Genomic DNA, 18,736 nt, shown 5'->3' with positions numbered 1-18,736 from the left:
TTGAGTTTTAGCCTTGCGGCCGTACTTCCCAGGCGGTGCACTTAATACGTTAACTCCGGCACCGCAGGGGTGAATACCCGCGACACCTAGTGCACAACGTTTACGGCGTGGACTACCAGGGTATCTAATCCTGTTTGCTCCCCACGCTTTCGCGTCTCAGCGTCAGTCATCGTCCAGAAGGCCGCCTTCGCCACTGGTATTCCTCCCAATATCTACGGATTTCACCCCTACATTGGGAATTCTGCCTTCCTCTCCGAGACTCTAGCCGACCAGTTTCGGATGCAATTCCAGGGTTGAGCCCTGGGCTTTCACATTCGACTTGATCCGCCGCCTACACGCTCTTTACGCCCAGTAATTCCGAACAACGCTTGGACCCTCCGTATTACCGCGGCTGCTGGCACGGAGTTAGCCGGTCCTTCCTTTGGAGGTACCGTCAAACGCCACGAATATTACCCGTGACGCAGTTCTTCCCTCCTGACAGTGGTTTACGACCCGAGAGCCTTCATCCCACACGCGGCGTTGCTGGGTCAGGGTTTCCCCCATTGCCCAAGATTCCCCACTGCTGCCTCCCGTAGGAGTCTGGACCGTGTCTCAGTTCCAGTGTGACTGATCATCCTCTCAGACCAGCTACCCATCACAGCCTTGGTGAGCTTTTACCTCACCAACAAGCTAATGGGCCGCGGGCTCATCCTCGAGCAGTAGCTTTCAAGAAGAGGCCACTTTTCTCCAAGAGGTTCGAAAACCTCAAGGCCGCATCCGGTATTAGCTAGCGTTTCCACTAGTTATCCCAGACTCAAGGGCAGATTACCCACGTGTTACTCACCCGTGCGCCGCTCTACTCGCTTCCCGAAGGAAACTTTCTCGCACGACTTGCATGTGTAAGGCACGCCGCCAGCGTTCGTTCTGAGCCAGGATCAAACTCTCCAGTTTAGAAAAAACTGAAGTAATCCATGAAAATATCAACTGCCGACGGTGCGAAACCGAATCGGTTGCCCGATCTGGAATAGCGACCGCAGAGCAGTCGTTCGTTTGACGAGAATCCGAACTCATCTGTTCCGAAGCAGAACTTCGAAACACAAGGTCCATGCACTATTCGCTTTTCAAAGACCGAACTAGCGGAGCCAAGGGCGTCCGAACTCCAGCGGCGGGAACGGCGTCGAAGAGACGCGCTCTGCCCCAGAGCGGAGGCGTAGGTTATGGCAGGTCTTCCGGAGTGTCAATTGGGGAACTCCCTCTTTTTTCAGGTACTTCTCGTCTTTCCCCAGATCGGTCTCCCGTTGATCGACGAACCGCCGGGTCAAGCCACCCGAATCCGAGCAAAGCGGCGCTTCCCCACCTGAAGAGTGTGCTCGCCTACTTCGAGGTGAGCTTCGGCTTCCTCGATCCGCACTTCGCCGACTCGGACCCCGCCCTGAGCGATCAAGCGACGGGCCTCACCGCGGCTCTTCGCAAACCCTGATTCAGTCAGAACCCGAATGAGTTCAGTACCTTGGGGCCCGGAAGCGGCCACCTCGAAGAGTGGGATCTCATCGGGCGCCCGGTGCTGGCGAAACACGCGATCGAAGTGGGCTTCGGCTGTGACAGCAGCCGCTGGAGCGTGAAAACGGCTGACAATCGCCCTCGCAAGGGCCGCTTTCAGGTCCCTGGGATTGCCTTTTCCCGCTTCGAGTTCGGCCTTGCCCTGCTCCAGGCCCCAATCGGGCTGGGCCAGAAGATCGATCCAGCGCAGCAGAAGTTGATCGGGAATCGACATCGTCTTGCCGTACATGTCCTCGGGCGGATCCTGGATCCCGATCGAATTGCCCAGCGATTTGGACATCTTCTCCGAGCCATCGGTGCCTTCCAGGAGCGGCATCGTCAGCACGACCTGGGCTTCCTGGCCGTAGGCCCTCTGGATCTCGCGTCCGAGCAGCAGATTGAAAGTCTGGTCGGTGCCGCCCAGTTCCACGTCGGCCTCGAGCGCGACCGAGTCGTACGCCTGTACCAGAGGGTAGAGGAATTCGTGGATGGCGATGGATGTCCCGCTCTGGAAGCGCTTCTTGAAGTCATCGCGTTCGAGCATGCGCGCGACGGGCTGATGAGACGCGAGCCTAATCATCTCCGAGGTCGTCATCTCGTCCATCCACTCGCTATTGAAGCGCACCTCCGCCAGATCCATGTCGAGAAGAGCCTCTACCTGCTCGGTGTAGGTAAGCGAGTGGCGCCGCACGTCCTCCCGCGTCAGTGCGGGGCGAGTTTTGCTGCGACCTGTCGGATCGCCAATCATTGCTGTGAAATCACCGACGAGGAAAATGATCGTGTGCCCGAGCGCCTGGAGTTCACGCAGCTTTTCGAGCGGAACGGAGTGTCCCAGATGAAGATCGGGCGCAGACGGGTCGCAGCCGTACTTGATGCGCAGGGGGCGTCCCTTCGCGAGCTTGGCCGCAAGTTCTTCTTCGGAAACGAGCGTGTCGCTGCGCCCGCAGAATACTTCGATCTGTTCTTTGGTCGATCGACTGCTCATTGCGTCTCCCGCGAGGCGCGTATCACCTCTGACTCCGTCACCACGAGATTCATTGGAATGTCCCATTCTTCAAAGGGCAGCGTCTCGACGATGCGATCGGCATAACAAATACCGACGCGCAGCGCATCAGGGGAAGCCTCTGCGAGCGCTCGGTCGTAGTAGCCACCGCCACGCCCCAGACGCCCGCCGGTGCGATCGAAGAGTAGCCCCGGAACCACGAAGAGGTCGATCTTCCGAAGGTCCACGCGCAGGGCTTCAGGACCCGGCTCGAGGATGCCCCGGTAGCCTGGTCGCAGGGGCTTGTCCGGTCTGACCTCTCGGAACTCCATCCCCGAGGGAATGAGCCTGGGCATGGCCGCGCGCCCCCCGCGCTCGGCGATGTGCCGGAGCGCGGTCCCAAGCGGCACTTCGTCCTGGATGGCCGCGTACAACGCCACTCGCGAAGCGCTCAACAGCTCGGGCATCGTCAGAAGTCGCTCGAGTACTGTACGGGTCGCCTCGCGACGATCGCCCCCGCCGAGTTGGAGTGCGGAGCCGCGCAGCGCTCGCTTGCGCCGCGTCACTTCCGATTCGGCCATCCGTCGCCTCAGGCGGATTCGACCAGATCGATCAACGCCTGCACACGATCCTTGGGGATCGTCAGATTGTTGCGGAAGCGCAGCAACTCGCTGGCGATGTTCAACAGACCCAGCACCGCTGCATCCTGGGTATCGGGCGTCCCCTTGCGGATCTCGTTCAACACGCGATCGACATACTCTTCAACGGCCGCCAGATGCTCGGGTTCTTCATCACTGCGGATCTTGTATTCGCGACCGAGAATCTTGATGCTCTTCCGGTTCCCGGATTGCGCGCGCTTGGCGTCCATGCGTTCCTCTAGTCTCGCTTCGAATCGGCGGCAACCTGTTCAGTGGCGTCGGTAGCGCGTTCCAGTTCGTCGAGCTGTGCGATGAGTCGGTCGAGCCGAGCCGCCACCTGGGTGCGCTGTTTTTCGGACTCGCCGATCTGCTGATCCAGTAGCGCGAGCTGACGATCGCGGTCGCGAATCACACCTTCGAGTTCACCGATCGTCTTGCGACTCTCTCGATAACGCGCGAGCAGCTGCTCGATGTGTTCCTCGAGAATCGGGAAGAGTTCAGCGCCGTCCAGCTCTTGGCTGGTGCGACCGTCATTGCCGGAGAGTTCCGCCTGTCCTGCAGAATCGCTCATGCGAGACGCGTCCTTTGGGGCGAGACCTGCTCGAATGCTTCAAGGACCCCCCTTTCCCGAAGCCGGCATTTTTTCGGTTACCCCGATCTTTCACCGACGAAGGGCTGGCGTCAAGAGTTGAAAACAGTTTGCACAGCCTCGTTTACGCGTGGTTCGCAAAGCTGCGCCGCAAGATCGGTCTGGCGCGGGGCCCCGCAGGTCCCTCCCGCCGCCCCGAAAGGTCAATTTGGACCTGCTTGACACGAGTTCAGCGTGTCGGTTAGCCTAGAATTGAAGATTTCTCCGGTAAATCCCGCGCTTCCAGGCGCAAAAAAACGCCACTCCTGAACAGTCGCACTCCGATTTTGCTCGGCGCAAGCTCGGCACGCAGGTATGGTACTGAATCGGCGGGGGGGGGGGCGCGCACGACCGGGGGCATTCAGCTTGCGACCCGACCCCCTGGCAATGCTGAGTCAAGGGTCGGGGTGTCTTCGCGTCGCGCTCAGCCAGAACTCAGTTCGGCGACGCAACACAGAGACAGCTGACGGCCGGGGCAAAGATCAAGCGATGAACGAGAGAATGGAAACGTCTGAGAGGAACGGCGCATGAGCCATCCGGGAATGCCGGAAAAACAGGGACTTTACGATCCGAAATTCGAGCACGATGCGTGCGGTATCGGGTTTGTCTGCGACATCGAAGGGCGCCGGTCACACGAAGTCGTGCAGCGCGGACTCCAGGTTCTCGTCAACCTCACGCATCGCGGCGCGGCCGGTTCCGACCCCGAAACCGGCGACGGAGCCGGAATCCAGCTTCAGATTCCTCACGGTTTCCTGCTCAAGGCGTGTGCCACCACGGGCATTCAGCTGCCCGAACTCGGTGAATATGGCGTGGGTCAGGTATTCCTGCCCGTCGACGCGAGCCGGAGAAAGGCCTGTGAGGAACTGCTGGAAGAATTCGTCTCCTCGGAAGGTCAGCACGTTCTCGGCTGGCGCGACGTTCCTATCGTTCCCGAAGAAATCGGAGTCACCGCACGACGCCAATGCCCGTTCGTGCGGCAGATCTTCATCCTACCGGGAGCGGACCTCGATGCCGACGCCTTCGAACGCAAGCTCTTCGTCATCCGCAAGCAGGTGGAGCAGGCCGCGCGCGAACGCGACCTGAAAGACTTCTACGTCTGCAGTCTGTCCGGACGCACGATCGTCTACAAGGGATTGCTGCTCGCCTATCAGATCAAGCAGTTCTATCCCGACCTCGCCGATCCGGCCATGGAGACTTCTCTGGCACTGGTTCACCAGCGCTATAGCACCAATACCTGGCCCACCTGGGATCTGGCACAACCGTTCAGGACGCTCTGTCACAACGGCGAGATCAACACGGTGCGAGGCAACCACAACTGGATGCGCGCACGCGAAGCGATCATGAAGTCCGATCTCTGGGGCGATGACATCCACAAGATCTTCCCGATCATCACGCCGCATTTCTCTGACTCGGCGCAGATCGGCAACGCTCTGGAATTCCTGTCGCTGTCCGGACGCGACATCGCCCATGCCATGATGATGCTAGTTCCCGAAGCCTGGGACCGCGACCCGCTGATGCCGGATCAGAAGAAGGCTTTCTACCAGTACCACCAGTGCTTGATGGAGCCCTGGGACGGACCTGCCTCCATGGCCTTCACCGACGGAACACGAGTCGCCGGAGTTCTCGATCGCAATGGCCTGCGCCCGTCGCGCTACTGGGTGACGAAAGACGGTTTCATCGTCCTGAGTTCCGAGGCCGGCGTTCTTCCGATCAACCCCGAGGACGTCAAATACAAGGGACGTCTGCAACCCGGTCGCATGCTTCTGATCGACACCGAGCAGGGACGAATCATTCCCGATGAGGAACTCAAGTCCTACTACTCGGGTCGACAGCCGTACCGGGAATGGGTCGACGCCAATCTGGTAAAGCTGGGCGATCTGCCAGAACGCCAGCTGCGCCCGGTACCCGATGGAGAGAGCGATCGACTCAAACGTCAGCAGATGTTCGGCTACACACTCGAAGACCTGCGCGTATTGATCGCACCGATGGTCGCCAATGGCGGCGAAGCGACTGGCTCAATGGGCAATGATACGCCGATTGCGGCGTTATCCGATCGCCCTCACCTGCTGTTCAACTACTTCAAGCAGATGTTCGCTCAGGTTACGAACCCCGCGATCGATTCGATCCGCGAAGACAGCGTGATGTCGCTGATCTCCACTGTGGGCGCTGAGCGAAATCTTCTCGAAGAAACACCCGAGCACGCCCGCTTGCTGCAACTCGACCAGCCCGTATTGCGCACCGAGGATCTCGAAAAGATCCGTCAGGTGGAACATCCGCACCTCAGAGCTGTAACGATCGCCTGCGTATTCGAAGAACCGGCCGACGGGAACAACGCTGAGGCCAATCTGCGAATCGCGCTCGATCGGATTCGCAGCGAAGCGGTGGATGCCGTGCACAGCGGTGCCAATGTATTGATCCTCTCGGATCGGACCGCGGGCTCCAACAAGCTGCCCATTCCCAGTCTGCTGGCCACCGGCGCAGTCCACCATCATTTGATCGGTGAAGGCCTGCGGATGCTCTGTGGCCTGATCGTCGAAACCGGCGAAGCACGCGAGATTGCGCACTTCGCCGTCCTGATCGGTTACGGCGCAGCCGCAGTCAACCCGTACGTCGCTTTCGACACAATCCGCGAACTACTGGTTGAAAGTGCGTTCGTTCCTCAGGACATCGGCTTTGAGCAGGCCGTCACGAACTATACGCAGGCCATCGGCAAGGGCTTGCTGAAGATCTTTGCAAAGATGGGCATCTCGACGCTGGCGAGTTATCGCGGCGCCCAGATCTACGAAGCGGTCGGTCTCTCACAACCTGTCGTCGACGAGTTCTTTACAGACACCACTACGCGTATCGGTGGTTCCGATCTCTGGTCGATCGCCGAAGAAGCGCGTCTGCGCCACGAATACGCCTACCCGCGCAATGGTCAAGTGAACGACCAACTGGATCAAGGCGGTGAGTACCAGTGGAGACGTGGCGGAGAGCGGCACCTACTCAATCCGCAGACGATCCAGACAATTCAGCGAGCGACTCGCAACAACGACTACGAGCAGTACCAGGAATACGCGGAAATGATCAACGATCAGTCCCGCGAGTTGTACACCATCCGCGGCATGCTGCGTTTCAAGAAAGATGGGCGAACACCGATTCCCATCGACGAAGTAGAAGCCGAAGAGAGCATCCTGAAGCGCTTCTGTACGGGCGCGATGTCCTTCGGTTCGATCAGCTCCGAAGCCCACGAAACCCTCGCGATTGCCATGAACCGTATCGGCGGCAAGAGCAACAGCGGAGAAGGCGGAGAAGATCCGGCGCGTTTCACACGCGATCCCAATGGCGACTGGCGCCGCAGCGCGATCAAGCAGGTCGCCTCGGGCCGCTTCGGTGTCACCAGCTGGTATCTCACGAACGCTGACGAGCTTCAGATCAAGGTGGCCCAGGGAGCAAAGCCCGGTGAAGGCGGCCAGCTACCTGCGCATAAGGTCAACAACACCATCGCCCGTGTACGAAACTCGACGCCAGGTGTGGGATTGATCTCTCCTCCGCCTCACCACGACATCTATTCGATCGAAGATCTCTCGCAATTGATTCACGATCTGAAGAATGCCAACCCCTCCGCGGATATCAGCGTCAAGCTGGTCTCGGTCAGCGGCGTGGGCACGATCGCAGCCGGTGTATCCAAAGGTCACGCCGAGTCGGTACAGATCGCGGGTTACGAAGGCGGTACGGGCGCTTCGCCTCAGACTTCCATCAAACACGCGGGAGTGCCTTGGGAAATCGGCCTGTCCGAAACCCAACAAGCCCTGGTCATGAACGATCTGCGTGGACGGATTCGCGTGCACGTCGACGGTCAGTTCCGAACGGGCAAAGATGTGGCCATCGGTGCAATGCTGGGAGCAGACGAGTTCGGCTTCGGCACGATCGCGCTCGTATCGCTCGGGTGTATCGTGATGCGCGTCTGCCACCTCAATACCTGCCCGGTCGGCATCGCCACCCAGAACAGCGACTTGCGCAAGAATTTCTCGGGCTCTGCGGACTACGTAGTCAACTTCTTCCGATTCATCGCACGCGAACTGCGCGAGATCATGGCTGAACTGGGCCTGCGCACGATCGACGAGATGATTGGCCGCACAGACCTGCTCGAACCGAACCCCGACATCCGACCGTGGAAACTGAGAGAACGCGGGCTCGACTTCGCGGCCATCCTGAAGCAACCGACACCCCCTTTTGAAGGCGTCGCCGTTCACCGCGTCACGAGTCAGAATCACGGACTCGAAGACGCTCTGGACCACCGGATGATCGAAGCGTGTCAACCGGCCATCAAGAAGACCGAGCCGGTCCAGATGGAACTGCCGATCCGCAACGTCAATCGCACCGTCGGCGCGATGCTCGGACATGAGGTCTCGAAGAGACACGGCCTCGAAGGCCTGCCCGACAATACGATTCGCATCCGCTTCACCGGCAGCGCCGGCCAGAGCTTCGGCGCATTCGTTCCGCACGGCATCACGCTGACGCTGGTTGGCGATTCCAACGACTATACGGGCAAGGGTCTCTCAGGCGGCCGGCTCGTCGTGTATCCACATCGCGACTCGACGTTCAAACCGAGCGAAAACATCATCATCGGCAACGTGACGCTGTACGGCGCAACCGGCGGAGAGGCGTACTTCCGCGGGATGGCCGGCGAACGCTTCTGTGTGCGCAATAGCGGCGCCATCGCGGTAGTCGAAGGTGTGGGCGATCACGGCTGCGAGTACATGACCGGCGGACGGGTGGTCGTTCTGGGTCCGACCGGACGCAACTTCGCAGCCGGAATGAGCGGCGGCATCGCGTACGTGCTCGATCCAGTCGGCAAGTTCCCCGACCTGTGCAATCCGGGCCTTGTGGATCTGGAGAGGGTCGAATCGGAAGAGGACGCGCGCGAACTGCGGAGCATGATCGAAGCGCATTTCCGCCACACGCGGAGCAATACAGCAGAGCAGGTACTGGAAAAGTGGGCGACCACCATGCCGCGTTTCGTAAAAGTGATGCCGCGAGACTACAAGCGAGCACTCCAGGGTATCGAGTTCGCGGACGGGAGCAGCTAGACATGGGCAAGGTCACAGGGTTCCTGGAGCACGCGCGAGAAACGCCGTCCAAGCGAGATCCGAAAGAGCGGATCCAGGACTACCTCGAGGTCTATGTCGATCCGACTGAAGAACAGGTTCGCACTCAGGGATCTCGCTGCATGGACTGCGGCGTACCGTTTTGCAACAACGGTTGTCCTCTCGGAAACATCATTCCCGACTTCAACGACCTGGTCTATCGGAACAAGTGGGAAGATGCCCTGGCTCGCCTGCATCGCACCAATTGCTTCCCGGAATTCACAGGACGCATCTGTCCGGCACCTTGCGAATCAGCCTGCGTCCTGGGCATCAACGAGGACCCAGTCACCATTGAGTTCATCGAGAAGAGCATCATCGAACGCGGCTTTGCAGAAGGTTGGGTCAGACCGCAGCCGCCGGAGATTCACACCGCCCAGCGCGTCGCCATCATCGGCTCCGGACCATCGGGACTCGCGGCCGCCTCTCAACTGAATCGCGCGGGCCATTCCGTGATCGTCTTTGAACGCAATGACCGCATCGGCGGCCTGCTGCGCTACGGAATTCCGGATTTCAAGCTCGAAAAGCACGTGATCGATCGGCGCATCGGTGTCTTGAAGGACGAGGGCATCGAGTTCCGCACGGGCATGCACGTTGGCGTGAACATCTCGGCGCGCGAGATCCTCGCCAACCACGATGCGATGCTATTGACGGGCGGCGCCGAAAATCCTCGAGACCTTCCCATTGCGGGTCGCGATCTGGGCGGCGTGCATTTCGCGATGGAGTTCCTCGAGCAATCCAACCGACGCGTTGCCGGTGATGAAGTACCGGAAGCCGACGCGATCCTCGCGACGGGAAAGAACGTACTGGTTCTCGGTGGAGGTGATACCGGTGCCGATTGCATCGGAACGAGCCATCGTCAGGGCGCCAAGCACGTGTACAACTTTGAACTGCTGGACAAGCCACCAAAGGAACGAGCGGATTCAGCTCCCTGGCCGCAGCATCCGGCACCGACTGAATTGCTGCGAACCTCGACTTCACACGAGGAAGGCGGAAGTCGGGACTGGTGCATCTCGACCACACTGCTCTCGGGGAGCAATGGCCATGTCGAAAAGATGGAGGCCGCACGGGTGCGCTTCGGCGACCCGGATCCGGAGACCGGCCGCCGTCCGATGGAGAACATCCCGGGTAGCGAGTTCACACTCGACATCGATCTGGTCCTGCTCGCCATGGGCTTTCTGGGCCCCGTAAAGACCGGCATGCTCGAGGAACTGGATCTCGAACTCGATGCCAGGGGCAACGTCGCGACGCAGGGCTTCGCGACGAGTCGACCCGGGGTGTACGCCGCAGGTGATATGAGACGCGGCCAGTCCCTGGTCGTCTGGGCGATCGCAGAGGGCCGTCAGGCAGCGGCGCAGATCGATCGCGATCTGCGTGCAGCCTCGTCAGGCGTCGAGAAGCGCTCGTAGTCTGGCTGGCACATTCGTAAAAATGCCGTCGACGCCGAATTCGACCAGTTCGTTCTGCTTTTCCGCATCGTCGACCGTATAAACGTGCACTCGGAAGCCTTCGTCGTGCAACTCTGCCGTGCGCTCTCGCGAAACGAGTGACACGAAAAGATGGCAGGCTTCCGCTGACAGACGGCGAGCTCGTTCCTCGACCTTCTCTGCCGACCGGGACGATACGAGCAGTCCAATGCGGGCGCGAGGCTCCAGGCTGCGGACCCGCGCCAGGATCGAGTCGTAGAAAGACGAGAAGAGCGTCCGCTCGATCAGCCCACGCGAGTTCACTTCCTCGAGCACGCGCGCCTCGAGCCCTTCGTAGTCGGCATCTCCGGAACGCTTGAATTCCAGGTTGAAAGAGATTCGCTTGCCGAACGAGTCCAGAGTCTCGACCAGAGTCGGCACGCCTGGCTGGCGCGAACGCAATTCTTCGAGCGTGAGATCAGCGACGTCGATGCCGTCGATCTTGTCGTCGTGGTAGAGCGCGATCTCGCCGCAGCGCATCAGGTGCAGGTCGGTCTCGATCATGTCGGCCCGTTGATCGATGGCCAGAGCAAAGGCCTCGAGCGTATTCTCGGGCGCGTCAACCGAAGCACCCCGGTGGGCAATATTCAAGAAACTCATATCAGCGCCCTCGCACGCGGCCAACTGCGCTCAGCCAACCTTCGTATAGTTGTTCACGACGCGAAGCGTCGAGTTGCGGTTCAAAGCATCGCTCTTCCTGCCAGTTTTCTCCGATCTGGCTGCGATCCTTCCAGAATCCGGTCGAAAGCCCGGCGAGATATGCAGCGCCGAGCCCGGTGGTCTCGAGAATCACAGGACGCCTCACGGGAATGCCGGTGATATCGGCTTGAAACTGCATCAAGAAGTCGTTCGCGGTCGCGCCACCGTCGACCTGGAGTTGCGCAATGCTCAGGCCGGAATCCTTTTCGAAACACGTCAGTACGTCGCGGCTCTGATAGGCAATCGACTCCAGAGTGGCGCGGATCACGTGAGCGCGACTGGAACCCCGGGTCAGCCCGAGCAACGCCCCGCGCGCATCGGGATCCCAGTACGGCGCGCCCAGTCCGGTAAACGCGGGAACCAGGTAGACGCCGCCGGTGTCATCGACACTCCGCGCCTGTGCCTCGCTTTCCGTAGCATCCGATAGGAGCCCGAGTTCGTCGCGAAGCCATTGCACGGCTGCACCCGCCACGAAGATCGAACCCTCGAGCGCGTACTCGACGCGATCCCCGATCCCCCACGCGATCGTGCTCAAGAGCCCCGACTCCGATCGGCGCAGTTCATCTCCGGTGTTCATCAACATGAAACAGCCAGTGCCGTAGGTATTCTTGACCGACCCCGGCTCGAAGCAGGCCTGGCCGAATAGCGCCGCCTGCTGGTCTCCCGCAGCACCCGCGATCGGAATTCGCGCACCTTCCAGTATGTCGGCGTGGGTCCTTCCGAACTCGCCGCTGGAGGATCGCACCTCCGCCAGCATCTTCTCCGGAATATCGAGCGCCTCGAGCAGATCGGGATCCCAGCGCAGCTTCTGGATGTCGTAGATCAATGTGCGCGAAGCGTTGCTGTACTCGGTCGCGTGAACCTCACCGCCAGTCAGCTTGTAGATCAGCCAACTATCGATCGTTCCGAAGGCGAGTTCTCCGCGACGTGCGCGCTCGAGCGCGCCATCGACGTGATCGAGAATCCACTTGATCTTCGTTCCAGAGAAATAAGCGTCCACCACGAGACCGGTCCGCTCGACGAAAAGATCTTCGAGTCCTCGTCGCTTCAGCTCATCGCAGATCGGGACCGTCTGACGCGATTGCCAGACGATCGCGTTGTAGATCGGCTCACCCGTCGAGCGATCCCAGACGACCGCAGTCTCGCGTTGATTCGTGATTCCGATCGCTGCGATCTCGCCCGCCGCAATCCCCGCCTTCTCGACGGTCCCCCGCAGCGCTCGCAACTGGGTGTCCCAGATCTCGCTGGCGTCGTGCTCGACCCAGCCCGGCTCAGGATAAATCTGTGTGAATTCGTGCGCCTCGCTCGCGACGATATTGCCGGCGCGATCGAAAAGCAGTGCTCGGGAACTGGTAGTCCCCTGATCCAGGGCCAGGACGTAATTCGACATTGCCCTGGAGATATCAGCTCGCTACGAGGGTTTCAACTGACGGGGATGCCCGCCAGGGTGCGCAATTCGTCGAAGCTGGTCTGCAATCCCGTCCGGAACTCGCGCAGATCGGCCATCACGTCGTGATCTGCATTCAGGCCCCAACAGAGTCGACCGTCGTAGCTGAACAGCGCGATTCCCAGGCCCTGACTCGCGAACAGCGGGACGATCGGAAAAGTCTCCAGGAGCTTGGCGCCGACCAGATACAACGGAATCTGCGGACCAGGCACATTGGTGACGATCATGTTCGCGGGCAAGAAGACGTTCTGAAGACGCGTTCCCAGCGACAGTAACGTGGTTCCCGTCCACTCCGTCACGGCGCTGAGGACGTCTGCTCCCAACGCCCCCTGGGAACCCTTGAGATGCCCGGTCGCCTCGCGCACGAGTTCCAGGCGCGTCATCGGATCGTCTTCTCCCACCGGAAGCGGCACGATCCAGGCCGACACGCGATTGCCCATCGCTCCCTTGTCCGAAGGCGAGCGCATGCTGACCGGTGCCGAGACCTTGAAATCGATATCGGTGACATCGACACGGCGATAGCGCAGGAACGATCGGACGGCCCCCGCCACGACGGTCAGCACCACATCGTTCACCGTGCCGCCGAGTTTGTCCTTGACCATCTTGACGTCATCGAGATCGGTCACGATCCAGTCGAAACGGCGATGTGGACCGATGGGAAGATTGATGGGGGTACTCGGCGCGGGAGACAGGCCGCTGCGCACGAGTTCTCCGACACCGCGCAAGGCATCGCGGGGATCGGTTTCGCCCATCGACTCGCGCACACGTTGCGCCATCTCGAACGGACCCGTCAATACCTGGCCGACGTCATCGCGCATCAACTCGAGCGCAGAAGGATGCGGACGCGGTACGAAGCTCGGTGCCGTTCCAATCTCCTCGTTTGGGTCCAGGCTCATCAAGACCATCATCAGATCCGAGCCCGCGGCACCGTCGATCATGCAGTGATGCACCTTGGTGATCAGCGCGAGGCGATTGCCGTAGTCGAGCCCCTCGACGACCCAGGTCTCCCAGAGTGGACGACGGCGGTCCAGTTGCTGTGAGGTGATCCGTGCGATCAGCTTCTTGAGCTGGTCATCGGTTCCGGGCCGGGGTAGAGAGGTGTGCCGAACGTGATAGTCGATATGGAAATGCTCGTCGTCGATCCAGACCGGAATGCCTCGCAATGGCGTGTAGGCCAGCCGCTGTCGGTAGCGGGGAATCCTATGCAGGCGCGCCGCGATGAAATCGCGCACGCGCTGGATGTCGACACCGCCCTCTTCCGTCTTCAGACCGCCGGATTCGGCCAGAAAAACGGCCCCCACATGCATATGGGTGTTGGGCCCCTCCGCAGCCAGGAAGGCCGCATCCTGAGCAGAGAGCCGCTCAAAGCGATAACTCGACACGTGGGGCTCCTTCTGCAGGTAGGGGATCTGGAACCAGCCTACACCAGAGGACAGGGGGCTGGGAAGCAAATCAGGAGGGAGTGGCTTCGCCCGAATCGGCGGGGGCGAAAAGCGCCCGGGCGAACTCTTCGGCATCGAAGTCGTACAGATCTCCCACGCCCTCGCCCATGCCCACATACCGGACGGGCAGGCCGATTTCCTGGGCGATTCCCAATACGACGCCACCTTTCGCAGTCCCGTCGAGTTTGCTCAACAGGATGCTCGACACGGTGACCGAGCGAGAGAATTCCTGCGCCTGGCGGATCGCATTCTGCCCGGTGTTTCCATCGAGTACCAGAATAACCTCGTGCGGAGCGCTGGGGATCTCCTTCTGCACGACCCGCTGGATCTTGTTCAACTCGTCCATCAAGCCCTGGTCCGTCTGTAGACGCCCTGCGGTGTCGATGATCACCACGTTGACGTCTCGAGTCGGCGCGGATTTCACGGCATCGAATGCGACCGATGCCGGATCTCCGCCCGGTGTGCCCTTGACGATGTCGACACCGGCCCGCTCGGCCCACACCGCCAGCTGATCGATCGCGGCTGCGCGATAGGTATCTGCAGCCGCCACCATCACTCGCTTGCCCTCGGTCATATAGCGGTGAGCGAGCTTGCCAATCGAGGTCGTCTTGCCCGATCCGTTCACACCTACCACCAGGATCACGTGCACCGGTTCAGCCAGTTCAACGTGCGCGGGTGGCAATCCCGCCAGGATCTCGACGGCGCGGGACTCGAGCCGAGCCGTCACCTCGCCGGGACTCGACGCAGAGCGCGCCACCTGAAGCAGATCATCGGCGGTCGCGACCCCCAGGTCCGCAGCGAACAGGATCTCTTCCACCTCTTCGAGCGTCTGACTGTCGAGTTCGCCCTTTCCCGAGAGCAGATTCTGAAGACGGCCGATGAATGCCTTGCGGCTGATTCGCAGACCGCGCTTGTAGTCCGGTGCGACACGGGGCGGAGCCGGTGCCGGAGTTGGCGGCGCTGCGGCCGCGGGCGGCCTCTCTTCGACCACCGGCTCCGCAGCAATCGGCTCCGCGATCTCGAGCGGAGGTGGCTCGTAGGCAGGAGCGGCGGCCGGCGGCGGCGTGGCGGCCCGGGCGGTTTCGTCTCCTCTCCGCTCCAGAGCTCGGTCGCGCAGAGCGCGCGGGTAGGCGATCCCGATGCAGACCAGGAGGCCGAGGAGCAGGGAGGCGATACCTCCGAGAAATAGAGTTTCTACGAGCGCTTGCGGCATGGCCGGCGCAGTCTACGAAACCAGATCGACGGTGACGAGCTTGGAAAGACCCGGCTCCTGCATGGTCACGCCGAACATCGTGTCGGCGATCTCTATCGAGGCCTTGTTGTGGGTAATCATCAAGAACTGCGACGCCGTCGCCATTTCCCGCAGCAATCCGTTGAAACGCCCCGCATTGGCGTCGTCGAGTGCAGCATCCACCTCATCCAGCAGGAAGAACGGCGACGGTTTGACCGTGAAAATCGCCATCAATAGCGAGATCGCCGTCAGGGTCTTCTCGCCTCCGGAGAGCAGATTCACGTTCTGCAGCTTCTTGCCCGGCGGCATTGCGGAAATATCGATTCCCGCCTCCAGCACGTCTTCCGATTCCGTCAGCGACAGATGCGCCCTTCCCCCGTCGAACATCCGCGGGAAAATGACCCGGAATTCCTTGTCGATGGCCTCGAAAGTCTGGCGGAACAGATTGCGACTGGTGCGATTGATGCGCCCGATGGCACCGCGCAGCCGTTCGATGGAGAGTTCGAGATCGCCTTTCTGCTCGCTCAGATAGCGATGGCGTTCGGAGACTTCCTCGTACTCTTCGATCGCACCCAGGTGGACGTCGCCCAGCGAGCGCAAGGTCTGGCGAAGCTTTTCGAGTTCGGCTTCGCGCTGGGCTGGATCGCCAGCCAGTTGCTCTTCGGTGGGCTCGTAGGCCGCGATGTCCAGATCGTAGCGCTCGCGCATGCGCTCGATCACCTGGTCGCGCTTCAAGCGCGCTTCCTGCAATGAGAGTTCGAAATTCGACAGCTGTTCGCGATGCGTTTCGCGGACCTGGTGGGCCTCACGGACGGATTGGTCGACCGACTCGAGCGTCTGGGCACTGCTCTCATAGGCTTCTCGCAGCTGATCCTGGCCGAGGCGGAGCTGTTCTTCGTCGCCGATCTTCTCGCTCAACTCGCGAGAGGCTTCCTCGCACGAGCGCTGCAGCGTTTCCGCGCGCTCGCGCGCATTGTCGACCTCTTCCTTGCGCCGATTGATCCATTCGTGCGCCTCATCGACGCTGTTCTGCAGGCGATCGCGAGCCTCCAGCAACTGGTCGCGTCGCGCACCCAGTTCGGCCAGTTCGATGCGCGACTGGACGAGCCGCTGTTCCGTCCGTTCGACCTCGCGGATCAGTGTCTGGATCTCTTCGGAGAGTTCCCGGCGCAGAAGCTCGGCCTTCGCGCGGGACTGCTCGAATTCGGAGCGCCGCTCGGCCAGCTCATCGAGCCGCTCGGCATTCCGCTGCGTCTGCGAGAGCAGGGCCTCTTTGCCCGTGCGATGCCCCTCGACCAGCTGCAGAGCTTCCTTGCTGCGCTCTCGGGTTCGTTCCAGGTCCTTTTCCAGATTGACCACGGCCAACTCAGCGGTGTGGCGGCGATTTCGGGTGTTCTCGATCTCGGCTTCCAGCTGCAGACCGCGCTCGTTGAGCTCGGCCAACTCCACGGCCAGGGCCTCGCAACGCGGCTCCAGGCTTTCGAGCTCCGCGGCCAGGCGCCGGATCTCGCCGGCCCGACTCAACGCACCCGGAGGAACCCCGAGCCCGCCTGTGAGCGTCCCACTGCGATCCAGGATCTCGCCGTCTCGAGTCACGAAAACCGCAGGACAGCCTCCGATGCCGAAACGATCGATCGCCTGTTGCAGATTGTCGACCACGTAGACATCGGCCAGCAATCGCTGCACGAGATGCAAGTAGCGCTCGTCGACATCGAGGAAATCGCTCAGGGATCGACCCAGGGGAACGAAGCCCGTCTCGCCCGAGACCTCACCTGCGCCCAGGGGAAGCAGCGTGGCGCGTCCCACCGACTTCTCGCGCAGATGCGCGAGAATCGACAAGGCGGCGTCGGAACCTTCGACCAGCAGTGATTCGAGCCGACCCGCCAGAACCGCTTCGAGAGCCGGCTCCAGGCCGTCTGCCACGCGGATCACGTCGGTCAGGCGGGCGCGAATTGCGCCGCGCTCAGCGGCCGGAATCTGCTCCAGAAGCGCGGCCGCGCGCATGGACTCGCGTCGTTCGATCTCGCGCTGCGACTCCAGTTGCGCCGCCACCTGGTGCAGGCGCTCGCGCGTCTGACCGAGCGTCTCGGTCAACTCCTCGGAACGGGCGCGCAGCTCGTCTCCGCTGCGAAGCTGCTCGGCGAAGAGCCGCCCGAGTTCTTCGCTCTCGGCCAGACCGCGACGCAGACGCGCCTCGATGCCCGCTTCGTCGCGGCGCAGCGCATCGGCTGCCTCGGTACCCTGCTCCAGCGCTTCGTCGTTCTCGCGCAGACGGATTTCCAGTTCGTTGCGGCGATCTTCGAGGGCTTCGCCCTGGCTCTCGATCGTCGCCTCGTCCGCAGAAAGCTCGACCAGGCGCGCCTGGAGTCCTTCGCGGCGGCCTTGCAAAGCCGAGAGCTTTTCGGACTCTGCGCGCAACTCGCCATCGCGTCGCGCCAGATCGGTTTCGTCCGCGCTGAGACGCTCCTGGACCGAAGACAGCTCGCCGACCGCCTCGTTCAAGGAAATGATGTGGGCGCCGTGCTGCTCTTCGAGTTCTCGCACCTCGGATTCTCGTTCGTCCGCCAGCTGCAGGAGCCCCTCGCGCTCGCGACGCTCGTAATCCACGCGACTTTCGAGCGACTGGATGGCCGAGCGGACCGAGTACAGTTTCTCGCTCATCTGCTGGAGTTCGCGCTCGTGGTCCAGATGGGCGCGCCGCCCCGTTTCCAGTTCCGCCTCTTCACGGGACACGCGCGCGTCGAGTTCCGACGCCTCCGCACGCAATCGCTCGAAGTTCGACTCGCTATCGGCGAGAGCGTCCGCTTCGCACGTGTACTCCTGCTTTGCGACGACGAGTTCGAGATCGCGCAGTTCCGCCTTGAGTTTCTTGAAGCGCTTGGCCTTCGCGGCCTGGCGATCGAGGGCACCGATCTGGCGCTTGAGTTCGATGAGAATGTCGTTGACGCGCAACAGATTCTGCTCGGTCGACTTCAGCTTGGACTCGGTTTCGCGACGCCGCTGCCGGTATTTCCCGATGCCCGCAGCCTGCTCGAAGATCTGTCGTCGATCCTCGGGCTTGTTCGAAACCAGGTCCGCGATGTGCCCCTGCTCCACAATCGTGTAGCCGCGCGTGCCGACGCCCGTGTCGAGGAAGAAGTCGAGCACGTCGCGCAGTCGGCAGTGCGTCTTGTTGATCAGGTACTCGCTCTCTCCCGAGCGGTACAGACGCCGCGCAACCTGGATCTCGGAAAACCCGTCGTAGGGCGGCACGGCCAGACCGTCGGAATTGTCGAGCGTGAGAACGACCTCGGACATGCCAATGGGCTGTCGCTTGTCCGAACCGGAGAAGATCATGTCTTCCATGATCGAGCCGCGCAGGCGACGGGGATTCTGCTCGCCCATCACCCAACGCAGGGCGTCGATCACATTCGATTTGCCGCAGCCGTTCGGGCCGACGATTGCCGAGATTCCGCGATCAAACGCGAGCACCGTTCGATCGGCGAACGATTTGAACCCCGTGATCTCAAGAGAACGGATTCGCACCCGAGCCTCGTCTTTGCTTCCGCTGGTATCCGAC

General features: G+C 61.3%; 11 protein-coding genes and 1 rRNA gene. 2 read left to right on the top strand and 10 right to left on the bottom strand.

Annotation, left to right across the window (positions count from 1 at the left end):
• From GY725_22645 to GY725_22625, 5 genes are all read right to left on the bottom strand, one after another.
• Positions 1-930: ribosomal RNA gene (locus GY725_22645) — 16S ribosomal RNA — on the bottom strand; the annotation flags it as partial.
• Between the two features lie 367 nt (positions 931-1,297).
• Positions 1,298-2,503 (bottom strand): tyrosine--tRNA ligase, encoded by a 1,206-nt coding sequence (locus GY725_22640; GenBank protein ID MCP4006988.1) that lies wholly within the window; start codon positions 2,501-2,503, stop codon positions 1,298-1,300.
• Positions 2,500-3,081 (bottom strand): 5-formyltetrahydrofolate cyclo-ligase, encoded by a 582-nt coding sequence (locus GY725_22635; protein MCP4006987.1) that lies wholly within the window; start codon positions 3,079-3,081, stop codon positions 2,500-2,502. Before GY725_22635 ends, GY725_22640 begins: the two co-directional genes overlap by 4 nt.
• A gap of 8 nt (positions 3,082-3,089) precedes the next feature.
• Positions 3,090-3,368: a cell division protein ZapA gene (locus GY725_22630; GenBank protein ID MCP4006986.1), complete on the bottom strand. Its 279-nt coding sequence runs from the start codon at positions 3,366-3,368 to the stop codon at positions 3,090-3,092.
• A gap of 8 nt (positions 3,369-3,376) precedes the next feature.
• Positions 3,377-3,709 (bottom strand): hypothetical protein, encoded by a 333-nt coding sequence (locus GY725_22625; protein MCP4006985.1) that lies wholly within the window; start codon positions 3,707-3,709, stop codon positions 3,377-3,379.
• A gap of 584 nt (positions 3,710-4,293) precedes the next feature.
• On the opposite strand from GY725_22625, the gene gltB reads away from it, so the two are divergent.
• Together gltB and GY725_22615 are read left to right on the top strand one after the other, a co-directional pair.
• On the top strand, positions 4,294-8,838 hold the full coding sequence (gene gltB / locus GY725_22620) for a glutamate synthase large subunit (protein MCP4006984.1): 4,545 nt from the start codon (positions 4,294-4,296) through the stop codon (positions 8,836-8,838).
• Between the two features lie 2 nt (positions 8,839-8,840).
• Positions 8,841-10,301, top strand: a complete 1,461-nt coding sequence (locus tag GY725_22615) for a glutamate synthase subunit beta (GenBank protein MCP4006983.1) — start codon at positions 8,841-8,843, stop codon at positions 10,299-10,301.
• Here GY725_22615 and GY725_22610 read toward each other — a convergent pair.
• The 5 genes from GY725_22610 to smc form a co-directional block, all read right to left on the bottom strand.
• On the bottom strand, positions 10,278-10,958 hold the full coding sequence (locus GY725_22610; GenBank protein MCP4006982.1) for a glycerophosphodiester phosphodiesterase: 681 nt from the start codon (positions 10,956-10,958) through the stop codon (positions 10,278-10,280). The two genes, GY725_22615 and GY725_22610, sit on opposite strands and share 24 nt — an antisense overlap.
• A gap of 1 nt (position 10,959) precedes the next feature.
• Entirely contained in the window at positions 10,960-12,447 is a 1,488-nt protein-coding gene (gene glpK, locus GY725_22605; protein MCP4006981.1) for a glycerol kinase GlpK, read from the bottom strand.
• 32 nt (positions 12,448-12,479) lie between these two features.
• Complete coding sequence (locus GY725_22600) at positions 12,480-13,886, bottom strand: wax ester/triacylglycerol synthase family O-acyltransferase (protein MCP4006980.1); 1,407 nt, start codon at positions 13,884-13,886, stop codon at positions 12,480-12,482.
• 70 nt (positions 13,887-13,956) lie between these two features.
• Positions 13,957-15,159, bottom strand: coding sequence for a signal recognition particle-docking protein FtsY (gene ftsY / locus GY725_22595; GenBank protein ID MCP4006979.1), 1,203 nt, complete (start codon positions 15,157-15,159; stop codon positions 13,957-13,959).
• Between the two features lie 12 nt (positions 15,160-15,171).
• A complete protein-coding gene (gene smc, locus GY725_22590; protein ID MCP4006978.1) occupies positions 15,172-18,702 on the bottom strand; it encodes a chromosome segregation protein SMC in 3,531 nt (1,176 codons plus the stop codon).
• Between the last annotated feature and the right edge of the window lie 34 nt (positions 18,703-18,736).

It is taken from the genome of bacterium, assembly GCA_024226335.1.
GTDB lineage: Bacteria > Myxococcota_A > UBA9160 > SZUA-336 > SZUA-336 > JAAELY01.
The sequence above is the reverse complement of the archived record's forward strand: the minus strand, read 5'-3'. Positions and strand labels throughout refer to the sequence as shown.

Coding starts and splice junctions, on each gene's coding strand:
- GY725_22640 (MCP4006988.1), bottom strand. CDS start 2,503: ATGAGCAGTCGATCGACCAAAGAACAGATCGAAGTATTCTGCGGGCGC.
- GY725_22635 (MCP4006987.1), bottom strand. CDS start 3,081: ATGGCCGAATCGGAAGTGACGCGGCGCAAGCGAGCGCTGCGCGGCTCC.
- GY725_22630 (MCP4006986.1), bottom strand. CDS start 3,368: ATGGACGCCAAGCGCGCGCAATCCGGGAACCGGAAGAGCATCAAGATT.
- GY725_22625 (MCP4006985.1), bottom strand. CDS start 3,709: ATGAGCGATTCTGCAGGACAGGCGGAACTCTCCGGCAATGACGGTCGC.
- gltB (MCP4006984.1), top strand. CDS start 4,294: ATGAGCCATCCGGGAATGCCGGAAAAACAGGGACTTTACGATCCGAAA.
- GY725_22615 (MCP4006983.1), top strand. CDS start 8,841: ATGGGCAAGGTCACAGGGTTCCTGGAGCACGCGCGAGAAACGCCGTCC.
- GY725_22610 (MCP4006982.1), bottom strand. CDS start 10,958: ATGAGTTTCTTGAATATTGCCCACCGGGGTGCTTCGGTTGACGCGCCC.
- glpK (MCP4006981.1), bottom strand. CDS start 12,447: ATGTCGAATTACGTCCTGGCCCTGGATCAGGGGACTACCAGTTCCCGA.
- ftsY (MCP4006979.1), bottom strand. CDS start 15,159: ATGCCGCAAGCGCTCGTAGAAACTCTATTTCTCGGAGGTATCGCCTCC.